General features: G+C 51.4%; 16 protein-coding genes and 1 CRISPR repeat array. Of the genes, 1 reads left to right on the top strand and 15 read right to left on the bottom strand.

Translation table 11 applies throughout. The features are described 5' to 3' along the window. Positions 1-763: 763 nt before the first annotated feature. From NGM66_RS08675 to NGM66_RS08635, 9 genes are all read right to left on the bottom strand, one after another. A complete protein-coding gene (locus tag NGM66_RS08675) occupies positions 764-1,561 on the bottom strand; it encodes a metal ABC transporter permease (RefSeq protein ID WP_208910781.1) in 798 nt (265 codons plus the stop codon). Next, positions 1,554-2,255 (bottom strand): metal ABC transporter ATP-binding protein, encoded by a 702-nt coding sequence (locus tag NGM66_RS08670; RefSeq protein ID WP_135368859.1) that lies wholly within the window; start codon positions 2,253-2,255, stop codon positions 1,554-1,556. Before NGM66_RS08670 ends, NGM66_RS08675 begins: the two co-directional genes overlap by 8 nt. Continuing rightward, positions 2,252-3,175, bottom strand: coding sequence for a metal ABC transporter solute-binding protein, Zn/Mn family (locus NGM66_RS08665; RefSeq protein ID WP_208910782.1), 924 nt, complete (start codon positions 3,173-3,175; stop codon positions 2,252-2,254). Before NGM66_RS08665 ends, NGM66_RS08670 begins: the two co-directional genes overlap by 4 nt. A gap of 310 nt (positions 3,176-3,485) precedes the next feature. Next, the gene (locus NGM66_RS08660; RefSeq protein WP_208910783.1) at positions 3,486-4,427 is read right to left on the bottom strand and encodes a dihydroorotate dehydrogenase; all 942 of its coding nucleotides are present in this window, start codon (positions 4,425-4,427) and stop codon (positions 3,486-3,488) included. Positions 4,428-4,702: 275 nt separating this feature from the next. Then, a CRISPR array of direct repeats spans positions 4,703-5,035; the repeat unit is 28 nt; unit sequence GGATCACCCCCACACCTGTGGGGAATAC. A 55-nt stretch (positions 5,036-5,090) separates the two neighbouring features. Next, on the bottom strand, positions 5,091-6,044 hold the full coding sequence (locus NGM66_RS08655) for an alpha/beta hydrolase (RefSeq protein WP_208910784.1): 954 nt from the start codon (positions 6,042-6,044) through the stop codon (positions 5,091-5,093). 113 nt (positions 6,045-6,157) lie between these two features. Further along, positions 6,158-7,069, bottom strand: a complete 912-nt coding sequence (locus NGM66_RS08650; protein ID WP_208910786.1) for an ROK family protein — start codon at positions 7,067-7,069, stop codon at positions 6,158-6,160. After that, a complete protein-coding gene (locus NGM66_RS08645; protein ID WP_258115555.1) occupies positions 7,053-8,528 on the bottom strand; it encodes a 6-phospho-beta-glucosidase in 1,476 nt (491 codons plus the stop codon). The genes NGM66_RS08650 and NGM66_RS08645 overlap by 17 nt, the downstream gene beginning before the upstream one ends. 530 nt (positions 8,529-9,058) lie before the next feature. Further along, a complete protein-coding gene (locus tag NGM66_RS08640) occupies positions 9,059-10,210 on the bottom strand; it encodes an ROK family transcriptional regulator (RefSeq protein WP_208910790.1) in 1,152 nt (383 codons plus the stop codon). Between the two features lie 21 nt (positions 10,211-10,231). Next, positions 10,232-11,632, bottom strand: a complete 1,401-nt coding sequence (locus tag NGM66_RS08635; RefSeq protein ID WP_208910791.1) for an MFS transporter — start codon at positions 11,630-11,632, stop codon at positions 10,232-10,234. Between the two features lie 502 nt (positions 11,633-12,134). Between NGM66_RS08635 and yicI the strand changes: the two genes are divergently transcribed. Continuing rightward, positions 12,135-14,423, top strand: coding sequence for an alpha-xylosidase (gene yicI, locus NGM66_RS08630; RefSeq protein WP_208910792.1), 2,289 nt, complete (start codon positions 12,135-12,137; stop codon positions 14,421-14,423). Positions 14,424-14,520: 97 nt separating this feature from the next. Here yicI and NGM66_RS08625 read toward each other — a convergent pair whose 3' ends face one another. The 6 genes from NGM66_RS08625 to NGM66_RS08600 form a co-directional block, all read right to left on the bottom strand. After that, complete coding sequence (locus NGM66_RS08625) at positions 14,521-15,063, bottom strand: uracil-DNA glycosylase family protein (RefSeq protein ID WP_208910793.1); 543 nt, start codon at positions 15,061-15,063, stop codon at positions 14,521-14,523. Between the two features lie 55 nt (positions 15,064-15,118). Further along, positions 15,119-15,634 (bottom strand): hypothetical protein, encoded by a 516-nt coding sequence (locus NGM66_RS08620; RefSeq protein WP_208910794.1) that lies wholly within the window; start codon positions 15,632-15,634, stop codon positions 15,119-15,121. Positions 15,635-15,675: 41 nt separating this feature from the next. Then, the gene (locus tag NGM66_RS08615) at positions 15,676-16,281 is read right to left on the bottom strand and encodes an FRG domain-containing protein (protein WP_208910795.1); all 606 of its coding nucleotides are present in this window, start codon (positions 16,279-16,281) and stop codon (positions 15,676-15,678) included. After that, a complete protein-coding gene (locus NGM66_RS08610; RefSeq protein WP_258115553.1) occupies positions 16,274-16,840 on the bottom strand; it encodes an ImmA/IrrE family metallo-endopeptidase in 567 nt (188 codons plus the stop codon). The genes NGM66_RS08615 and NGM66_RS08610 overlap by 8 nt, the downstream gene beginning before the upstream one ends. A gap of 116 nt (positions 16,841-16,956) precedes the next feature. Continuing rightward, complete coding sequence (gene ispE / locus NGM66_RS08605) at positions 16,957-17,811, bottom strand: 4-(cytidine 5'-diphospho)-2-C-methyl-D-erythritol kinase (RefSeq protein ID WP_125576245.1); 855 nt, start codon at positions 17,809-17,811, stop codon at positions 16,957-16,959. Between the two features lie 112 nt (positions 17,812-17,923). After that, complete coding sequence (locus tag NGM66_RS08600; protein WP_061777444.1) at positions 17,924-18,160, bottom strand: Veg family protein; 237 nt, start codon at positions 18,158-18,160, stop codon at positions 17,924-17,926. Between the last annotated feature and the right edge of the window lie 57 nt (positions 18,161-18,217).

The following is an 18,217-nucleotide window of genomic DNA, read 5'->3' as shown; positions in this document are numbered from 1 at the left end:
ATTTCTTTAGAGTTAATTGTAAGCCCAATTTTAGCATAAATGTTCGGGTTTTTCGTTACATTTTCGTGAGAATTCCCAAAACTTGTGCAAACTTAAGAAATTACAGGCCAAATTCCCGGGATTTTGACGAATTTGTTGGCAATTGGTCTACCCCAGGCGCTGGCACCAGACCTAGGATACAACACTTTTCCTAACTTTGCCGGGACCACACCTCTAATTTTACGTAAGTTGGTCCTGGCCGCCTTACCGTTCGCCAAATTTGGACCGTGACGCTGTGGGAAGGACCGGTCGAAGCCAAAGAGCGGTCTTCAACCTCGCTTCGAGCCGAAAACCACGTCTCGAAGACGCCAGTTTCCAAGCAGATCACTTGAAAACTCCCACGGCTGAGTCCAAATTTAGCTCACTCACGGCTACGTGGTAGATTAACCATTAATGTGGATGAACACCACCACCGTTTCAGCGACGTCTTTATTAACTTTATAGTTGATCACTAGTAGGTAGTCAGAGATGGTTGCTGCTGTGACAACGAATCGCTCTTCAAGCCGCAGGCGTTCCCCATAGCTACCGAAATCTCTGGTGATTTAACGTTCACAATCCTTGTCAGCTGAGTATTATCAGGTGTTTTTGTACTGCATAGTTGCTCAGAAAAACAGGCCGCCTCCCGAATTCACGAGAAGCTGACCTGTTAACTTTAACGCATTTTTTGTACTAGCATTTTTGACTGACTCAGGCACTTGCTTCAGCCAACTACTAACCGTCAGCGCTACTCCGCCGTCTGTAGCTTCTGCCAGCCCAATGCCAGGAAGTAGAAGACCGCCTCGATGGCCGCGATGAAGAAGGAAACCGGGTAGTTGGTGACGTAGCTTAACGTTAAGCCCGCCCAGACGCCGACCAGTGCGAGGCCGACTGCCAGAGTCATCATGCCGCCAACCGTGTGGGCGAAGTACTTGGCCGTCGCCGCTGGTAAGGTCAACAGGATGAAGATCAACAGGGACCCGACAATCTGCGCCGCAACACTCACGCTTAGGGCCACTAGAACCAGAAATGTGATGGACAGTGTATTGGTCCACAGCCCCTTGACCCGGGCACCCGTGTGGTCGAACGAATCGAATTTCAGGAACCGGTAGATCACGAAGACGACCAACAACACCAGAATAGACAGCCACAACATTTGCCGAACGTCGCTGGCACTAATGCCGATAACGCTCCCGAACAAGATACTGGTAGCATAGCTGGCATTTTTATTGGCCAGCGATAGGAACAAGATGCCCAAACCAATGAACAGCGCGGAAATGGCACTGGTAGCCGCTTCACGACGTTCACTACGGGCACTCAGCTGACCTACGATGACCGAGCTGATGACCGTAAACAGCAGCATCCCGTTAAGCGGCGCCCAGCCGGCAAAGACGCCAAAGGCCGCCCCGGAGAAACCAATTTCAGATAAGGTGTGCGTTAAAAAGGACATGTTACGGGCAATCACGAAGACGCCCATGATGCCACAGATAATGGCGATAATGGTCCCGGCCGCGAAGGCGTTGCGCATAAATTCATAACTAAACATTCTTCTCGCCCTCCCAGACCTTGGCTTGGGTCAACCCGCTGATAGGGCCCTGTTCGACCCCGTCCGGCGTTAACATCAGATATTGTGAACTGTACTTGCGGGCCATCGGAATGTCATGGGTCACGAAAAGTACCGTCAGATGGAGCCGCTGATTCAATTCAATCACCAGGTCCAGCAATTCCGTCTTGGTGACCGGATCCAGACTGGCCGTCGATTCGTCTAAAATTAATAAATTCGGTGATTCGACTAGCGCCTGGGCCAAATAGGCCTTCTGTCGTTCTCCACCGGAAGCCTGACCAATCGGCCGTTTTGCCAGCTTGGTCAGGCCAGTTTCCGCTAAAATGTGGTCGATTTCCGCGTGCTCTTTGCGTGACAGCCACGGCCATTTCCAGCCGGTCAGGTTCAACCCAACAAAGTCTTTGATGGTCAGTGGATAATCGCTGTCGATGTTCCGAAATTGCGGCACGTAGCCGATCTTGACGCTATTGGCATTGGGCAGGTAGGTCACCTTGCCCGTGGTCGGCCGTAGCTGATGCAAGATGGCGCGCATCAGCGTGGTCTTACCCACCCCATTTTTCCCGACAATGCTCCAGAACTCGCCTTGACGAATCGTCAAATTAAGGTCGGCAAAGACCGGATGATTGGGAAAGGTCACGCCCAAATTTTCAAGTTTTAAAATTGCTGGTTCACTCATGAACGTTCCTCCTGAATCCGCTGGACCTGACGATACTGTGCAAGCATCCAGGCCCGGTACGTTTGGTTAGTCGGCATGGTCTCGGTCACCTTGACCACCGGCACGTGGTACTGACGGGCCAATTCAACCATAGCGGTAACATTTTTGCTTGAGTTCTGCGTGTTCTCCACAAAAAAGGCAATTTCGTGGTGCTTGATCTGCTTTTGCAGTTTGGTAATGTCGGCCGGTGTCGGGTCGCTGTCTTCCTCAATGGATTGGGCAAAATGCCCGTCACTGATACGATAGCCCATTGCCGTGAGGGCCATGTCAAAGACCGGCTCACTCACCGCAACTTGTTGGCCATGAGCATGGCGCTTGATCTGCCGAGCCGTCTTGGCCAAGACCGCCAGTTGGCGCTCATAGACGGCCCCGCGACGTTTGAACTCAGCGGCATGACGGGGTTCGATGCGACTAAATTGTTGAACCAACCGCCGCGTGACCTGCGTCATCACGGTTGGATCTGACCACAAGTGCGGATTGTCGCCAGTGGTCTTGCCCATCAGCTTACCAATCGTGAGGGTCTTGGTGCCGGACCCTTCATTGGCCGCAACGACCCGGTCCATCCAACTGTCATAGCCCAGGCCGTTTTCGACCACCACATTGGCCTTGGCGACCAGTTTGGCCGTCTTCACATCTGGCTCATAGCTCTCGGCGTCGATGCTAGGACTATTGATGATAGTCTGCACGTTGCCGCGATTACCCAAAATCGCTTGCGCCGCTTCGCCGTAGAAACCCAGCGTGGCAACCACGTTGATCTTGCCGGACTGCTTGGGTTGGGTCGTGGGTTGGCAACCCGCCAGCGTCAAGAGCGCGACGACTGCGGCCACCACCGTCAACCAGCGCGTTTGCCGCCACCAATTTTGTTTTTGCAAGTCCGTCATCCCCATCTTCAATAAAATATTTCACTACTAGTTTTTTCGCTTTTGATATGTAAACAGTAATGATTACCGTTTAGTAGTTTACCAGAAATTGAAAACTTGTCAATGAATTTTCGCGGTTGTGCCTGGAATCTTTGCACAAATGTAAAAAAGACTATATCTTCTTCTATATTTATGTGAATTAAATATCCAATTAAGACCAAGCACCTAAAATGACTAGCATGCTTGGCCTTAAATTTTCTCTTAAAAGAGACAATTTCAATTTATTTGTTACAAAAAATTCACGATTTTTCCAGCCACGAAATATACCAGCCTAGGGATGGTGTTCATCCCGAATTGCTTGGTACCGTTCTCGCGTCAACGTCATCAAGTCCGGTAGTTGATACTTAGCCAATGCTGCGGGTAAGGCTGAAGCGATATCACGACAAGCACAAGGATTACCATAGGTCGCCGCCCCCACTTGCACAGCGTTGGCTCCAGCGAGAAAGAACTCTAAGGCATCTTCTGCACTACTGGCGCCACCGACCCCCATAATAGGCACATCGGTCACCGACCGCACGGCGCGAATCATACGCACGGCCAAGGGATGAATAGCCGCTCCAGACAAACCACCGGTGCCATGACTGAGGGTGGGCTGACGGGTGGCTAAATCCAGCTGTAACCCAGCCAGTGTGTTAATCAGCGTCAAGCCTGCCGCCCCGCCAGCCACGGCCGCCTGAGCGACCACAGTGATATCCGTTACATTCGGCGTTAATTTCACATAGACCGGTTTGGTTGCCACCACAGAAATCTGGGACACTAGGTCATGGACCACTTCTGGATCTGTACCAAAAGCTAGACCACCATTTGACACATTGGGACACGAGATGTTGACCTCCAGTGCACAGACATTGGGTGCTTGCGTCAGTTGCCTGGCAACAGCCACGTATTCACTAAAGGTGCTGCCAGCTACACTACCGATAATGGGTAGGTCCGGATAGTGTGCGGCCAGCCACGGCAACCGCTGCGTCATCACCACGTCAATGCCGGGGTTAGTCAACCCGATAGCGTTCATCCAGCCACCCACGGTCTTGGTCACATTGGGCCGTGGGTTACCTTTGCGCGGTGCTAAGGTCGTAGACTTGATCACTAATGCCCCCAATGCATTTAAATCGAAGTATTGTGCGAGTTCTTGGCCGTAAGCGGCGGTTCCACTGGCCGGTATGATGGGATTCTTGAGTGACAATCCTGGCAAAGTAACATGAAGTAGTGACATAATTTCCTCCCGTGAAATATATTGTCTCGGCGCACAAAAAAACGCTGGGTAGAAACTCCCAGCGCCATTTATCGGTCGAATTTTAGGTTTAGCAAGACCGTTTTGCTCCTCGCTGGAAGCAATTAAAGGGTAAGTGCGTTGCATTTAAAATGGACTCTCAAGATTCGTCGTTGGGTTCCGTGCTTCGTGCGGCCTCTCTGGGCACGTCAACAAAAGCAATTCGACGAATTAGAAACTAATATACAGTACTAGAACCTAATTGTCAACTAAAATATAATCCACCCCCACACCTGTGGGGAATACTTAATTTCAGCCGGAAAACTTTGTTCGACCCAAGGATCACCCCCACACCTGTGGGGAATACTTTTTGTTCATTCTAGTTGTGGAAGTCGGGACAGGATCACCCCCACACCTGTGGGGAATACTACCGTCTCCCCAATCTTTTCGACGCATATGCAGGATCACCCCCACACCTGTGGGGAATACTTTGCACATCATTTTTTACAGCCTGTAAATCCGGGATCACCCCCACACCTGTGGGGAATACTGTGATTACCTGGAAAGTTAACGAGCAGTTCGAGGATCACCCCCACACCTGTGGGGAATACACTAAACAAACGCCGTCACACCGGGATTCTATTTTTCCAAATAGTCACTTTTCCTTTAACTTGCGTCTTCGCTCGACGCCTTCACGTACGGTGCCAAGAAATCTGCCACCAACCGATCATACCGCTCTGGATTTTCCTCGCGCGTGGCGATGTGGGCGGCGATTGGGTCGCGATATTTTTGCTTAGGACCTGCGGCGGCTTGGTACAGGAGGTCTAAATTCTCGACCGGTACTGTTTCGTCATTGGCCCCCTGAATCAGTAACAGTGGAATGTGGCTCTTCCGCAGCTGATTGGCAATGTCGCCGTCCGCCAAGCGGTAGTCGCCTAGCCGCGAATATTGGTCCGCAATCGCTAGTGTTGGTTGGGTCGGTACGTGAAATTCGTGGCGCATCCGGAAGCGCGCCTCACCCAATACGGACGCGTAGCCCGAATCGGCAATGATGGCCTTGACGTTAGCCGGCAACTTTTCACCAGCCGTGGCCATGACCGTGGCGGCACCCATGGAGATACCTAACATAACGATCTGACTTTGGTCGCCATTCTTCGCCACGACCTGATTGACCCATTGCTGGTAGTCGTGACGGTCGGTCCAACCGTAGCCAATCGTATGCCCATCACTCTCACCGTGGGCCCGGGCGTCGGGCATCAGGACTGCGTAACCCCAGTCATGAAAGACACGTGCCCACGGAATCATTTGCTCGCGGGCGTGGCCCAGGCCGTGCGCCAAAATGGCAACCTTGTCCGTGGGTTGTGCCGCCGCTAACCAACTGGCCCGCAAGCACAGGCCGTCTTGACTGATCTGGGTCCATTCAACTGGGTGGTGGCGCAAGTACCAGGCGTTGTCCGCCGCCGTATTCTCGCTAATCGCCCGTTCCTTGGACTGCCGGCGACTCCGCGCGTAAGACCGCGTGGCGGATAAATACAACCCTGCCGCGGCCCCAAAAACGCTCACGGCACCTATAGCAGATAGCGCTGCCACACCGCCAACTACCTTTTGCCAAGTCTTCATCAGTAACGACCCCATTTCTGTTTTTTAGCTACCTCCACTGTACCGAAATTTAGCGGTGGTTGCCACTAATTCACCTGGAAAACGTCCTGGATCATATCAGGTACACACCGTTGCTAGGCGCTAGCCACGCTAACAGCAACGTCATCGCCATTTTCCAAGTAAAACTGGTATACCGCACCGATCAAGTTCGCAGCATTGTGGTACTTGCAGGCCATGATGTCCGCGGTAAGCGGTGCCCCGTGCTGGCTCATCAGCGCTTGTACCCGCCGTTTCAGCTCAGCTACAAAGCCTGGTCGCCCAGAAATGCCGCCGCCAATCAACAGCCGCTGCGGGTTCAGACTGACGAACAGATTGAACGCCGCGCAGCTCAGCCAGTCAAGCATCTCGTCGATACAGAATTGGGCGAGGTCATCCCCTTGCTCCGCTGCCAGATACACGGCTTTTGCTGAAATTGGCGCCGTTAATTTTGCCAAACGACTATAGCGTTCGGCCATCCGGACGGGACTGCCCAATTCACTCAGCGTTTCGCCTTGCGCGGTCATCACTTGATAGCCAAATTCACCCGTAAAATTTTGCCGGCCAGCGACCAGTTGATGGTCCCAGACCACCGCACCACCCACACCGGTTCCCAACACCAGCAGCGCCACGTCCGTTACATCGCGCGCGTTGCCCTGCCAAATTTCGGCCAGAGCAGCACAATTGGCATCATTTTGAATGCTGACGGGTAGGTCTAACGCCTGCCGCAGCGCCTCTTTTATTGGAAAACCATTGAGGTAGTCCACGGCACTGGTGCCCGATATTTTGCCGGCCACAGTGTCGACGCTTCCTGGTAAACTGATGGCCACGCCAATAAATGGAAGCGCCAGTTCTTGGCGAATCTGCACGATGGCAGCCAACAATTCCGGCCAGGTCCGCGGCGTGGCCAGGCGGTCCTGCTGACTCAAGTGTTGGTGCGCCCAGACGCCGTATTTCACGGTCGTCCCACCAATGTCGATCACGAGTAAAGGCTCAGGCTGGGCTGTCATTGGCGTCACCCACCTTCATGTCAAGATCAGCGCCGTTGGTGGCGATTACGTGCTGGTACCAGTAGAAAGAATCCTTGCGATAACGTGCCAGGCTCCCGCTCCCATCATCGTTTCTGTCCACGTAAATGAACCCATAGCGCTTCGACAACTGACCGGTGCTGGCTGACACGATGTCGATGGCACTCCACGGCGTATAACCCATAACGTCCACGCCATCTTCGCTCACGGCCAAGGTCATTTGCGCGATGTGGTCCCGCAGATAGTCGATGCGGTACTGGTCGTGAATGGCATGGTCCGTCTCCAACTGATCGATGGCCCCGATACCGTTTTCCACGATAAATAGTGGCAAATGATAGCGGTCGTTCATCCAGTTCAGGGCATAGCGCAAGCCCTGCGGATCCACCTGCCAGCCCCACTCAGACTGCGGCACGAACTGATTGGTCACCAGGTCGTGCGCTTCATTATAAGAAAATTGGTCATCCTCGTGGTCGCTGGCCTGGGTGGCAAACGACATGTAATAGCTGAAGCCCAGGTAGTCGACGGTCCCCCGCTTCAGGTTGGCCAGGTCAGCCGCCGTGATGTCGAGGTCAAATTGTTTTTCCACAAAATAGCGCGTCAACCAAGCCGGATACTGCCCTTCGACCTGAACATCGGAGAACCAGAAGCGCGCCTGCATGGCCCGTTGCGCCTTGAACACGTCGCGCGGCTGGTCACTGGCCGGGTAGACCGGCGAGAAGGCCACCATCGCCCCAATCTGAAAATCGGGATTGATGCTATGGCCAATCTGAACGGCCAGCGAACTGGCAACCACCTCGTAGTGGGCGGCTTGATACATCACTGCCTCGGCGTTTTCCCCCGCATGAACCTGAATTCCGGAGTTGGTAAACAGCGTGAAGGCGCGGTCATAATTCGTTTGATTATTAATTTCGTTAAACGTCAGCCAGTATTTGACCTTGTCCTGGAACCGCGTGAAGACGGCGCGAGCAAAGCGTGTGAAGAACGTGATCGTTTGCCGGCTACGAAAGCCGCCGTACTCGGTGACCAGGTGGTAAGGCATTTCAAAATGGGAAAGCGTCACGACCGGTTCGATACCGTACTTCAGGCATTCGTCAAATAGGCGGTCGTAAAATGCCAGTCCGTCTTCATTGGGTTCCAGCTCATCGCCCTGCGGAAAAATCCGCGACCAGGCAATCGAGGTCCGAAAACACTTGAACCCCATCTCAGCCAATAGCTTAATGTCTTCGGGATAACGGTGGTAAAAGTCCACGGCCTCATGGTTCGGGTAAAATTCATCGGGCTGGACGCCAGCGGTAATCCGCCGCTCCTCCCGGTTCCCCGCAGCGGTCATCACGTCAGCGACGCTCAACCCCTTGCCACCAACATTGTATGCGCCTTCAACTTGGTGGGCAACAACGGCGCCACCCCACAAAAATCCGGCTGGTAAAGTCTTTTTAGTCACAATCGTTTCCTCCTAAATTAATTTATCAGATCATGTAATGTCATTGCAGCCAGACGCTTACACTGGCAAACAATAAAATAACTAAAGGTTGCAAGCTTGAAAGTAGCTAGATTCATGGTGATAGCTGAGTCTGCAGCGGCAAAATTAGTCTTTGAACATCATGTAGTCCGTGCTGGCCGCCTTGCCGTTCGCCAAATATGAGCTCAGCCGTGGGAGTTTCCTTAGCGGCACGGTTCACGCCGGTTAGGGAACTGGCGACTTTGAGACGCGCTCTTCGGCTCAAAGTCGAGGAGACGAGACCGCACTTTGGCTCGTCCCGCCGCCCACCGCGTTCCGGCTCATATTTGGCGGACGGGAGGCGGCCAGCCCCCATATCTCTGACAGCCGCAGGTGGCGGGCGTGGACTAATTTCATGTTCACTGTCCTTGTCAGCTGCGTACTATCAGGCGTTTTTGTACTTGCAACCTTTAGTAAAATAAAATGCGGCACACACAGCCAACAATGAGCTGTGCATCCCGCATTCGGTGAGACTAATGATGAAAAATCAAACGCGTGCCCGGCATATCCAACACCTGATGAATGGCCAGCGAAGCCCCACCCAGCAAGGTGGCGTACTTCACGTCCTTAGACATCACCAGTGGTGGCACCAATGGCATAAAGCTCAGTTTCATCTGAATGTTTTTCAAAAGTTCTGGTAGCTGTTCGACTAGGGGTGAGTTAAAGAAAATCATCTGCGGATCGTAGGCCACAATCAGGTCGCTGGTCACGATAGCCAGGTGGTAACACAGATTCTCCAGCAGGCCGGCAATCTCCGGGTCCCCCTGAGCTTCGGCTTGAACCAGTTGCACCAGCGAGTAGTGATCGACGCCCTTGAGCCGCGCCGCCTTCTTTAGCAGCGCCGCCTCGGACCATTCCCGGTCAAAACTAGGGAGCTTGGCCAAGCGCTGTTTGCCAGCACCCGGAATCATGATCTGCCCAATCTCACCAGCCCGACCGTAATTGCCGCGGTAGAGCTGTTTGTTCAACAGGATACCGGCCCCGATGCCCTCATGAATACTGACGGTCACGATGCTTTGAAGTTCCTGTTTACTGAAATCCTGTTCGAACACCGCCGCCAAGTTGGCCTCATTTTCCATGATGACCGGCACGTGGTAACGGTCCTGAAAGTAGCTGACCAGGTCGAAATCACCGAAGTCCACGAACGGCGACGTGACGATTTCATTTTGGTAGACCACGCCGAAGATGGCAATGGAGATGGCCTGTAGCCCGTTTTCGACTTCGAATGCCGGCAGTTGGCCAATCATGTCTGTCATCTTGGTGGTGATCTCACTAACAGTGGGCTGATTCAACGGACTTTCGCTGTAACTCAAGGCCCGGCCGTCTAGCTGGGTCACCAACATCTCTAAGATCTCCCCGGAAATACTGAAGTTGATCACGTACCCGTACGTGGCGTTGAACGCGACCAATTCGGCGCGGCGCCCGCTACCGGGACTGGAGGCCTTTTCGCCTTGGCTCGAGACCAACTTGCGGTCAATAAAGGTCCCCACGATGTCAGACACCGTGACCTTGTTCAATCCCAGGAGTTTAGAAATTTCGTTACGCGCGATGGGACCGTGGTTCACAATGGCCTGCAGTACTGAGCGCTCATTGTGGTCACGCATCACGTCCTTATTGATAATCATGCCGTTCACTCACTTCATTTATTATTCGTCATCCGCCGCATTTTCCCGGGCATGCTTTTCTGCCAGGTCGCTTTGCATTTGCTTTTCAATGCCATCGACGTGGTAGAACATCAGGGCAATACCGGAGAGTGCGAACCCTAACAGCGGTACCCAAATGTAGTTCAATTCAATCCCGTGAAGCGCGGAAGCCGTTTGCGTGTGATTGGCAACGTAGCCAGTCCCGGTCAGAATCCAACCGGTGATGACCCCACCAATCCCCATTCCTAATTTAGCACTAAAACTAGAGAATGAGGTAACAATTCCTTCAGCGCGGACACCGTTCTTCCATTCACCGTAGTCCACGGCGTCGGCTAACATCACGGCAATCAAGCCGGAAACGTACCCGGTTCCCAGGTAACCAACAACGGTAGCGAAGATGATCATCGGCACACTGAGGTGCGTGGCGCCCAGGCTCAACAGAAGCTGACCCACGACGGCTAGGATCATCCCGCCTAACATGGTGTTACGCTTACCAATCATCTTGGAAGTCCAAGGCGTTAAGACCACGGCCACCAGCGCAACCATTTGGAGACTCAGCACGAAGGAAGCCAGCTTGGCGTCGTGCATGTTGTACTTGAAGAAGTACACCGTAACTTGTGAACGCGTTTGCATCCCCATCCAGTAGATGAAGTTAATGAAGATGATGATTGCCCAAGGCCAGTTTTTCTTCAAAGCCTTCAAGGATTGCTTGATTGGAATCGATTGACGTGAGCTCTTGGTTTGAACCCGTTCAGTCGTGTATTTGAAGACAAACCCAAAGATGATGACCACGATGATTCCGACGATCAGGGCCCAGATGAACCACCCGCGGGCACTGGTCGTGGAGCCGTTACCGAAGAAGGCAACCATCGTTAAGGTGATCCCGGTAATGATGGTCGCACCGGCCGTTCCCATGAATTGGCGAATCGTTGACAAGGTGACCCGCTCTTGGGGGTTACTGGTCAATGATGGCAAAATTGATGTGATGGGAATGTTCACGGCCGAATACAAGACGTCGACCCCAATATAGGTCACGTAAGCCCAGACCAATTTTCCGGTCAGACTCATGTTTGGCGTCGTAAAGACCAGGACACAGAACACGGCAAATGGAATCGCGAACCACAACCAGTACGGTCGGCTCTTCCCCCACTTGGTATGCGTGTGGTCGATCATGATTCCCCAGAACGGACCATCAAATGCATCCACGATCCGGGCAACCAGGAACAAGGTCCCCACGGCTGCGGCACTGATACCAAACGTATCGGTGTAGAAAATCATTAAGTAAGTCCCCACCATTTGGAAGGACAGGTTGCAGGCAAAGTCGCTAAAGCTATAGGCAATTCGTTCGTTCCACGGCACCATATTTTTCTCGGCGACCGCCACTTTAGGAGCATTTTCACTCATACGTACACACCTCTATAATTTATGAATCTAAATGTTGAAGCCTGAATCATGGCTGAACCGTCGACGTTCAAGGAAATTCAATTTTCAAAACATAGCATACTGTAACCGTTTCCAATTGTCAACGCGTTTTTTTGCGGTTGGTTGGCTGACCCAACTATTTTCTCAAACGGGCACGCGACTGGCGCTTAGAGCCCCGCGCATTTACCGTTATTTATCGACTAGCAAAGCGCCCAACAGAAAATTTTTCGCATAACTGGTCTAACCGCTAGTTGCCGACTAACCCCGTGCTAACAGTCTTAACCATTAAGTGATTTGCGCAACCGTTTGTCAAAATAGGTTCGCCAACATCTCTTCATTTATGGGTCCCTATCGCGTAAACGAGACCGGCCACTTTGTCAGAAATTTTCTTGATGAAAGCGTTGACATTCAGCCGTGACCCACGTAAACTGTGTTTGTCGATTAAGAAATTCAATTTTTTAAAAATTCTAAGAGGTGTTTATCCATGAAGTTTACGAATGGCTACTGGTTAGACCGGCCACAATATCAGATTGAATCTCCCCGGGAAGTCTTTGACTACCGGCAGAGCGATAAGCAATTGACCCTGTACGCACCGTTTAAGTTCATTCACGAACGCGGCGACGAACTGAACCTGGGGATGAGTACGATTGACCTGACCTCCCCCGTCGAAGGCGTGATTGGCGTGAAGCTGACCCACTTTGATCAGGATACCCACGGCCCTTCCTACCACATTAACAACCAGAATCCAGACGTCACCATCACCACGAACGATGATGAACTGACCTTCACGTCTGGCGAATTGACCGCACGGATCCCGTTCCAAACGGCCTTCCAGCTGGACTTCCTGCACGGTGACCACCTGCTGACCCAGTCCTTGGACAAGGCTCAAGGGGTTATCCATGACAAGTCCACCAACACCGACTACATGCGCGAACAGCTGAACGTCGGCGTCGAGGACAAGGTTTACGGCCTGGGCGAACGCTTCGGTAACTTCATCAAGAACGGCCAAGAGGTCCGCATCGACAACCAAGATGGTGGGACTGCTTCCGAACAATCTTACAAGAACATTCCGTTCTACCTGACGGATGCCGGCTATGGTGTCTTCGTCGATCAACCGCAACCCGTAGACTTTGAAATCACATCGGAAAACGTTGACCGGGTCCAATTTAGTACCGAAGGCCAATCCCTCCAGTACTACGTGATCTACGGCCCAACGCCTCAAGAGATTCTTCACCGCTACACGGAACTGACGGGCAAGACCCAGTTGCCACCCGCATGGTCATTTGGCCTGTGGCTAACGACGTCCTTCACCACTGATTACAGTGAAGCCACCGTCATGAAGTTCATCGACGGCATGAAGGACCACGATATTCCGTTGGACGTCTTCCACTTTGACTGCTTCTGGCAAAAGGGTTTTGAATGGTCCAACATGGAATGGGACCGCGACGAATTCCCCGACCCAGAAGGTTTGATCAAGAAGATTCACGACCGCGGCATCAAAGTCTGTGTCTGGATCAACCCGTACATCGCCCAAAAAGGTAAGATGTTTGCGGAAGGCAAGGAAAAGGGTTACTTCGTGAAACGCGAAGACGGCAACATCTGGCAGTGGGACCTCTGGCAAGCCGGAAACGCCTTTGTTGACTTCACCAACCCCGACGCCGTGAAATGGTACCAAGGTAAGCTCCAAGCCCTGATCGACATGGGTGTGGACTGCTTCAAGACCGACTTTGGTGAACGGATTCCGGTAGACGATGCGGTCTTCTTCGATGGCTCCGACCCTAAGCGCGAACACAACTACTACACCCTGCAATACAACCAAGCGGTCTTTGACACACTGGCTGCTGCTAAGGGTGTAGATGAAGCGGTCGTGTTTGCCCGTTCCGCTACGGTCGGTTCCCAGAAGTTCCCTGTTCACTGGGGTGGCGACGCACTGTCGACCTTCAAGAACATGGCCGACACGCTCCATGGTGGGCTGTCCTTCCTGAGCTCCGGCTTTGCCTTTTGGAGCCACGATATCGGTGGTTTCGAAGATGGTCCGGATACGCCAACGGCCGACCTGTACAAGCGTTGGACCCAATTTGGCCTGCTTTCTTCCCACAGTCGTTACCACGGGAGCAACGTTTACCGGGTGCCATGGAACTTTGATGACGAAGCCGTTGAAAACACGCGGAAATTCGTTAACCTGAAGCTTTCCCTGATGCCTTACCTTTACACCCAAGCCGCCCACAACACGGCTTACGGTAACCCGCTGATGCGGCCAATGTGGTTCGACTTTACGGCCGACCGTACCGCCCACACTCTGGATAACCAATACATGCTGGGAAGTCAGATTCTGGTGGCACCTGTCTTCAACCACGAAGGCCATGTCAACCTCTACCTGCCAGCCGGCAAGTGGACCAGCATCATCAACGACGATGAAGTCCACGATATCCAAGATGGCAAATGGCTCAGCCTGGACTACGGTGAACTCGACCTGCCTGTCCTGGCCCGGGAAAACACGATTCTCTTGCGGAACCCACAGGCCGTACACGCGGACTACGACTTCACCAAAGATCTCGACATCCACCTGTACGATATGCATGAAGGCACAACTACGGTCGCCGTCGTGAACCAACAAGGTCAAGACGCTGGGACCGTCACCGTGACCCGACATGGTAATGAACTGGACGTCACCACGACCGGCTTGTCCGGCAACGCCACCGTCTTGGTTCATGAAAATGGCCAAGTCACGAAGGCAGCCCTGGCTGGCGATGCGGTCACGATCACCCTGTAATTCTGAATTTTGGATAAATTAAAAACCGGTTCCACTAGCGACCTGAGAGTCGTTGGTAGAACCGTTTTTTCGTATCTGCTTAAATTGGTAAGCCGTGTTACTGATCAGCCATAATCCCCGCCACGCGGGTCTGGAGTTCTGGCACCACCGTTTCCGTGAACCATGGGTGCTGGTGCATCCAGCCGTAATTTAACGGCGAGGGATGGACCAGTGGAAAGTAATCCGGCAGGTAGTCCGCGTAATGCGCGACCGTAGCCGTCAACGTTTTCTCACGGTGTGGCAAGTAGTATTTCTGCGCGTACTGTCCGATCAGCAAGGTCAGCTTGATTTGTGGCATCAGTTCCAGCAATGGCGCGTGCCATTTTTCCGCAAATCCTTTACGTGGTGGCAAATCGCCGCCATGCGCGTGTTTGCCGGGATAGTAGAAATCCAGCGGCAAGACCGCCAATTTACCTGAATGATAAAACTGGTCTTTGGTCACGCCCATCCAATCCCGGAGCCGGTTCCCACTGGCGTCGTCCCAGAAGGTCATCGACGCCTGCGCCTGCCGACTCGGCGCTTGACTGACCAGCAAAATCTCCGCGTGCGGATCCACGTGATACAGCGGCAACATCCCCTGTTGCGTGAAGGCCTGATTCATGGGATCCGCTTGGATGGCTTGGTAAATTTCGTCTGCTTTAACTGTTCTTCACCTCTTACTGATTTAATTTTTCTCTCGACTCAATATTTTTATCCTGTAAATACGTGATGTACTTGTCAAAATCTGGAAAAAGGTTTTTCTCCAGATAAAAATATTCACGCAATTTTTGACTAATGTCCCGACTAAGCAAGTAGCTGAGTCTCCCTTTCATCAGGTTTGGACTTTGCTCCAACAGTTCATCAATTTCTTTGATGTTGTCTGCCAACTGTCTATTCATTGGAACCTTGGCGTTTGTCTTAGGGATAGCTACTTCTGAATTTTCCCAAAAGGTCAATAGCTCTTGAAAATCTTGCTGCTGCTTTTTTAAAACCCTCTCAGTATCAGACACGTCAAATACTACCCTAATCTTCAATCGCGGAATTCGCTCAATTTTGGTTTGCTTGATATCGCTTAAATAATCGTAGTCAAAAAAGGCACCCTTTTGCGCTTTTATTCGTTTATTACGGTCATTTTTGACGACGGCAACGAAAATATTGTTTTCTGCATGACGTTCTTCATCAATGCAATACATATCTAGCGAACTAGTATGTGCACGTTCATACTTAGAAAAACCTAAACCATAAATTGAAGCGCAATGAAGGGATTTTGAGTAATATCAAGTAAACTGGTGCGCATCCCATAATGTTGCAGCATAGCCAACTGCTCAGCACGTGCCTCCGCATGTTCTTTTTTGTAAGGCACATAGCTCAAAACATCTGGATATTCTTTGGCAATATCACTATAGATACGATCATAAGTTTCAATGAAACTATTCTTGGTATTCTCGCGAAAGAGACTAGGAACCAATGGCCAATCATCAAACTGCCCTCGAAAATAATTAAAGAAGCCATCGCTCCTATCTTTAACTAGTCGTTGAATCAGTTCTTTATACAAGTAAAAGATATTCCAGTTATGAATATCGTTATCTTTTAACATTTTGTTGATTGCTTCGACCGCACTACCGACACGAATGAATGCCGGATCAGCCTGTGCATTTTCATAGGTCAGCTTCTCAATATGATACTCATTAAAATCACCAAATTGCGCCAAATTACCTAGGTCCATCTGACCTTCGTCTTGCTTCAAACATGGTTTTACCACAATATTAATTTTCGCATCAAAAAACAATTTCACACTTGGCAGCCGCGTTTGAACCTCACTGTAGATTTCATTAGTCATCTTTTTTTACAAACATCCTAACATTTTGAAATCGGTAAGTCATGGATTCCTGGGAGACCGCCAGCTCTCTAGCAACATCTGCCGTTATCTGATCGACTTCACGTGGCGTCAATCCCGAAGCATTAAGCGCCAAATGCGCGATGGCACCCTTAACAAGTTTCACCAATAAGTTTCTTGGCATCAATAGGGTCGCCGCAAAGTTATTGGCAGCCATCTCATTACTTTTTTCTAAAATACTCTTATAGGCACCCAAATCACTTGAGCGCTGTGAGAAAACATGGTGTCCTAAAACATCATGACCAATTTCATGCGCAATCGTAAACCGCTGTCGCGTCTGGGAATCTCTACGATTGATTGCAATTGTATGAGCTACTTCATCGAAGTTTCCCGACTCGTTGCTTTTTAAATTCTCATAATGGAGCTGGAGTCCAAGTAAATCGGCGATTCCATTTAAGTCAACGTATGGAGATTTGTTTAGCAGCTGCAAGTCACCAAATTGCCGCTGCTGATCGCCAAATTGCGCGATGAACTCAGGTGAGTATATTTCATTCAGCCGCATAACATCTTCTCCTCTCTTTAGACTTAAAATATACCATACTGGTAAAGATTCACCTAAATAAAATAGCCCGCACTAAATCACTGTCAATTCACCAACCCGCTAAACATTTACTAGTTCTAAGGCAACGGCCGCACCAAATACACCTCGCGGCAGAAGCCCTTCATGCCGTTGAAGACCCGTTGTGCCCGTGACTGCTTGCTGCAGAGGCCAAACACGGTGGGCCCGGTGCCGCTCATTTGTGCCGCGTCGGCGCCGAATTTCATCATCTGTTGCTTGAGTTGCGTGATTTCTGGGTACCGGTGGGCCGTCAATGGCTCCAACGCATTGCCCATCACGGCGCACATTCCCGCAATATCTTGTTCCCGCACGGCGCGCAATAACGCGTCGATGTCGGGATGGGCCAGCTGATCGTAACGAATCTGCTGGAGGATGCTGGGGGTGGACACACTGACCTTGGGTTTGGCCAACACGACCCAGGCCGCGGGCAACTTGGACAGTGGCGTAATACGCTCACCACGACCGCGGACGTGGGCGGTGCGCCCGTACACGCAGTACGGCACATCGGAATCAATCTGTAGGCCCAGTTCGGCCAGTTCCTGCCAGCTCAAGCCCAACGACCAGGCCTGATTCAAGCCGCGTAACACGGCGGCGGCATCCGATGAGCCACCACCTAAACCGGCCGCTACCGGAATATTTTTCTTAATGCGAATGTTGACGCCCTCGTCAATATGGTAATTGGTCTGCAACAAATTTGCCGCCTGAAAAGCCAAGTTTCGCTGATCATTCGGTAAAAAGCCGCTGTCGGAAGCGACTCGGATTCGTTTGTGTTTCGTTAACGTCTGAATTTCCACGTAGTCCGCCAAGTCGACGGAGGTCATGACCATGTTCCACTCTTCCGCGCCATCCTGATGGTGGTACGGTGTGTCGAGGCCGAGGTTAATCTTGGCTGGTGCCTTTTCAATCAGTTGCATGCGCTCACCTGAATTCTCTTCGGTAGGGCACCCTACCCTTATCGTAAGTATGATTAAGCCTATTATACTATGGTTTTGGGCAAAATAAAAAGGCCTTATCAGGCCCAATTATTTATTCATCAAAGTCAACTTCGATGTTTTTGGTTAAAATATCGGTATAGCTGTATGAAACCCGTTCGAACGAATTTTCGTTTTGGTCTAAATCCACTACGAAAACGGCTGGATAGGTTTCCCGAAGAATTCCATGCCGCTCTGTCGTTTTCTTACGACCGGCCTGGGCAATCACCATCAGCTTTTCGCCGATCCGATCATCCAGTTTGTTCTTAATGTTCGCTAAACTTGTTGGCATGCACTTCACCTCTGTGAAACAATTATACCATCGTTTCACATGAATTGCAAATTATAC

Origin of the sequence: Levilactobacillus yiduensis, from assembly GCF_024718525.1 — a bacterium.
In the GTDB taxonomy this organism is placed as follows: domain Bacteria; phylum Bacillota; class Bacilli; order Lactobacillales; family Lactobacillaceae; genus Levilactobacillus; species Levilactobacillus yiduensis.
Note: the sequence above shows the minus strand (reverse complement) of the source record. Positions and strands in the feature narration are given on the sequence as shown.

Bases quoted from the DNA above. Each gene is read 5' to 3' on its own strand.
- NGM66_RS08675 (WP_208910781.1), bottom strand. From the start codon at position 1,561: ATGTTTAGTTATGAATTTATGCGCAACGCCTTCGCGGCCGGGACCATT.
- NGM66_RS08670 (WP_135368859.1), bottom strand. From the start codon at position 2,255: ATGAGTGAACCAGCAATTTTAAAACTTGAAAATTTGGGCGTGACCTTT.
- NGM66_RS08665 (WP_208910782.1), bottom strand. From the start codon at position 3,175: ATGACGGACTTGCAAAAACAAAATTGGTGGCGGCAAACGCGCTGGTTG.
- NGM66_RS08660 (WP_208910783.1), bottom strand. From the start codon at position 4,427: ATGTCACTACTTCATGTTACTTTGCCAGGATTGTCACTCAAGAATCCC.
- NGM66_RS08655 (WP_208910784.1), bottom strand. From the start codon at position 6,044: ATGAAGACTTGGCAAAAGGTAGTTGGCGGTGTGGCAGCGCTATCTGCT.
- NGM66_RS08650 (WP_208910786.1), bottom strand. From the start codon at position 7,069: ATGACAGCCCAGCCTGAGCCTTTACTCGTGATCGACATTGGTGGGACG.
- NGM66_RS08640 (WP_208910790.1), bottom strand. From the start codon at position 10,210: ATGATTATCAATAAGGACGTGATGCGTGACCACAATGAGCGCTCAGTA.
- NGM66_RS08635 (WP_208910791.1), bottom strand. From the start codon at position 11,632: ATGAGTGAAAATGCTCCTAAAGTGGCGGTCGCCGAGAAAAATATGGTG.
- yicI (WP_208910792.1), top strand. From the start codon at position 12,135: ATGAAGTTTACGAATGGCTACTGGTTAGACCGGCCACAATATCAGATT.
- NGM66_RS08625 (WP_208910793.1), bottom strand. From the start codon at position 15,063: ATGAATCAGGCCTTCACGCAACAGGGGATGTTGCCGCTGTATCACGTG.
- NGM66_RS08620 (WP_208910794.1), bottom strand. From the start codon at position 15,634: ATGTATTGCATTGATGAAGAACGTCATGCAGAAAACAATATTTTCGTT.
- NGM66_RS08615 (WP_208910795.1), bottom strand. From the start codon at position 16,281: ATGACTAATGAAATCTACAGTGAGGTTCAAACGCGGCTGCCAAGTGTG.
- NGM66_RS08610 (WP_258115553.1), bottom strand. From the start codon at position 16,840: ATGCGGCTGAATGAAATATACTCACCTGAGTTCATCGCGCAATTTGGC.
- ispE (WP_125576245.1), bottom strand. From the start codon at position 17,811: ATGCAACTGATTGAAAAGGCACCAGCCAAGATTAACCTCGGCCTCGAC.
- NGM66_RS08600 (WP_061777444.1), bottom strand. From the start codon at position 18,160: ATGCCAACAAGTTTAGCGAACATTAAGAACAAACTGGATGATCGGATC.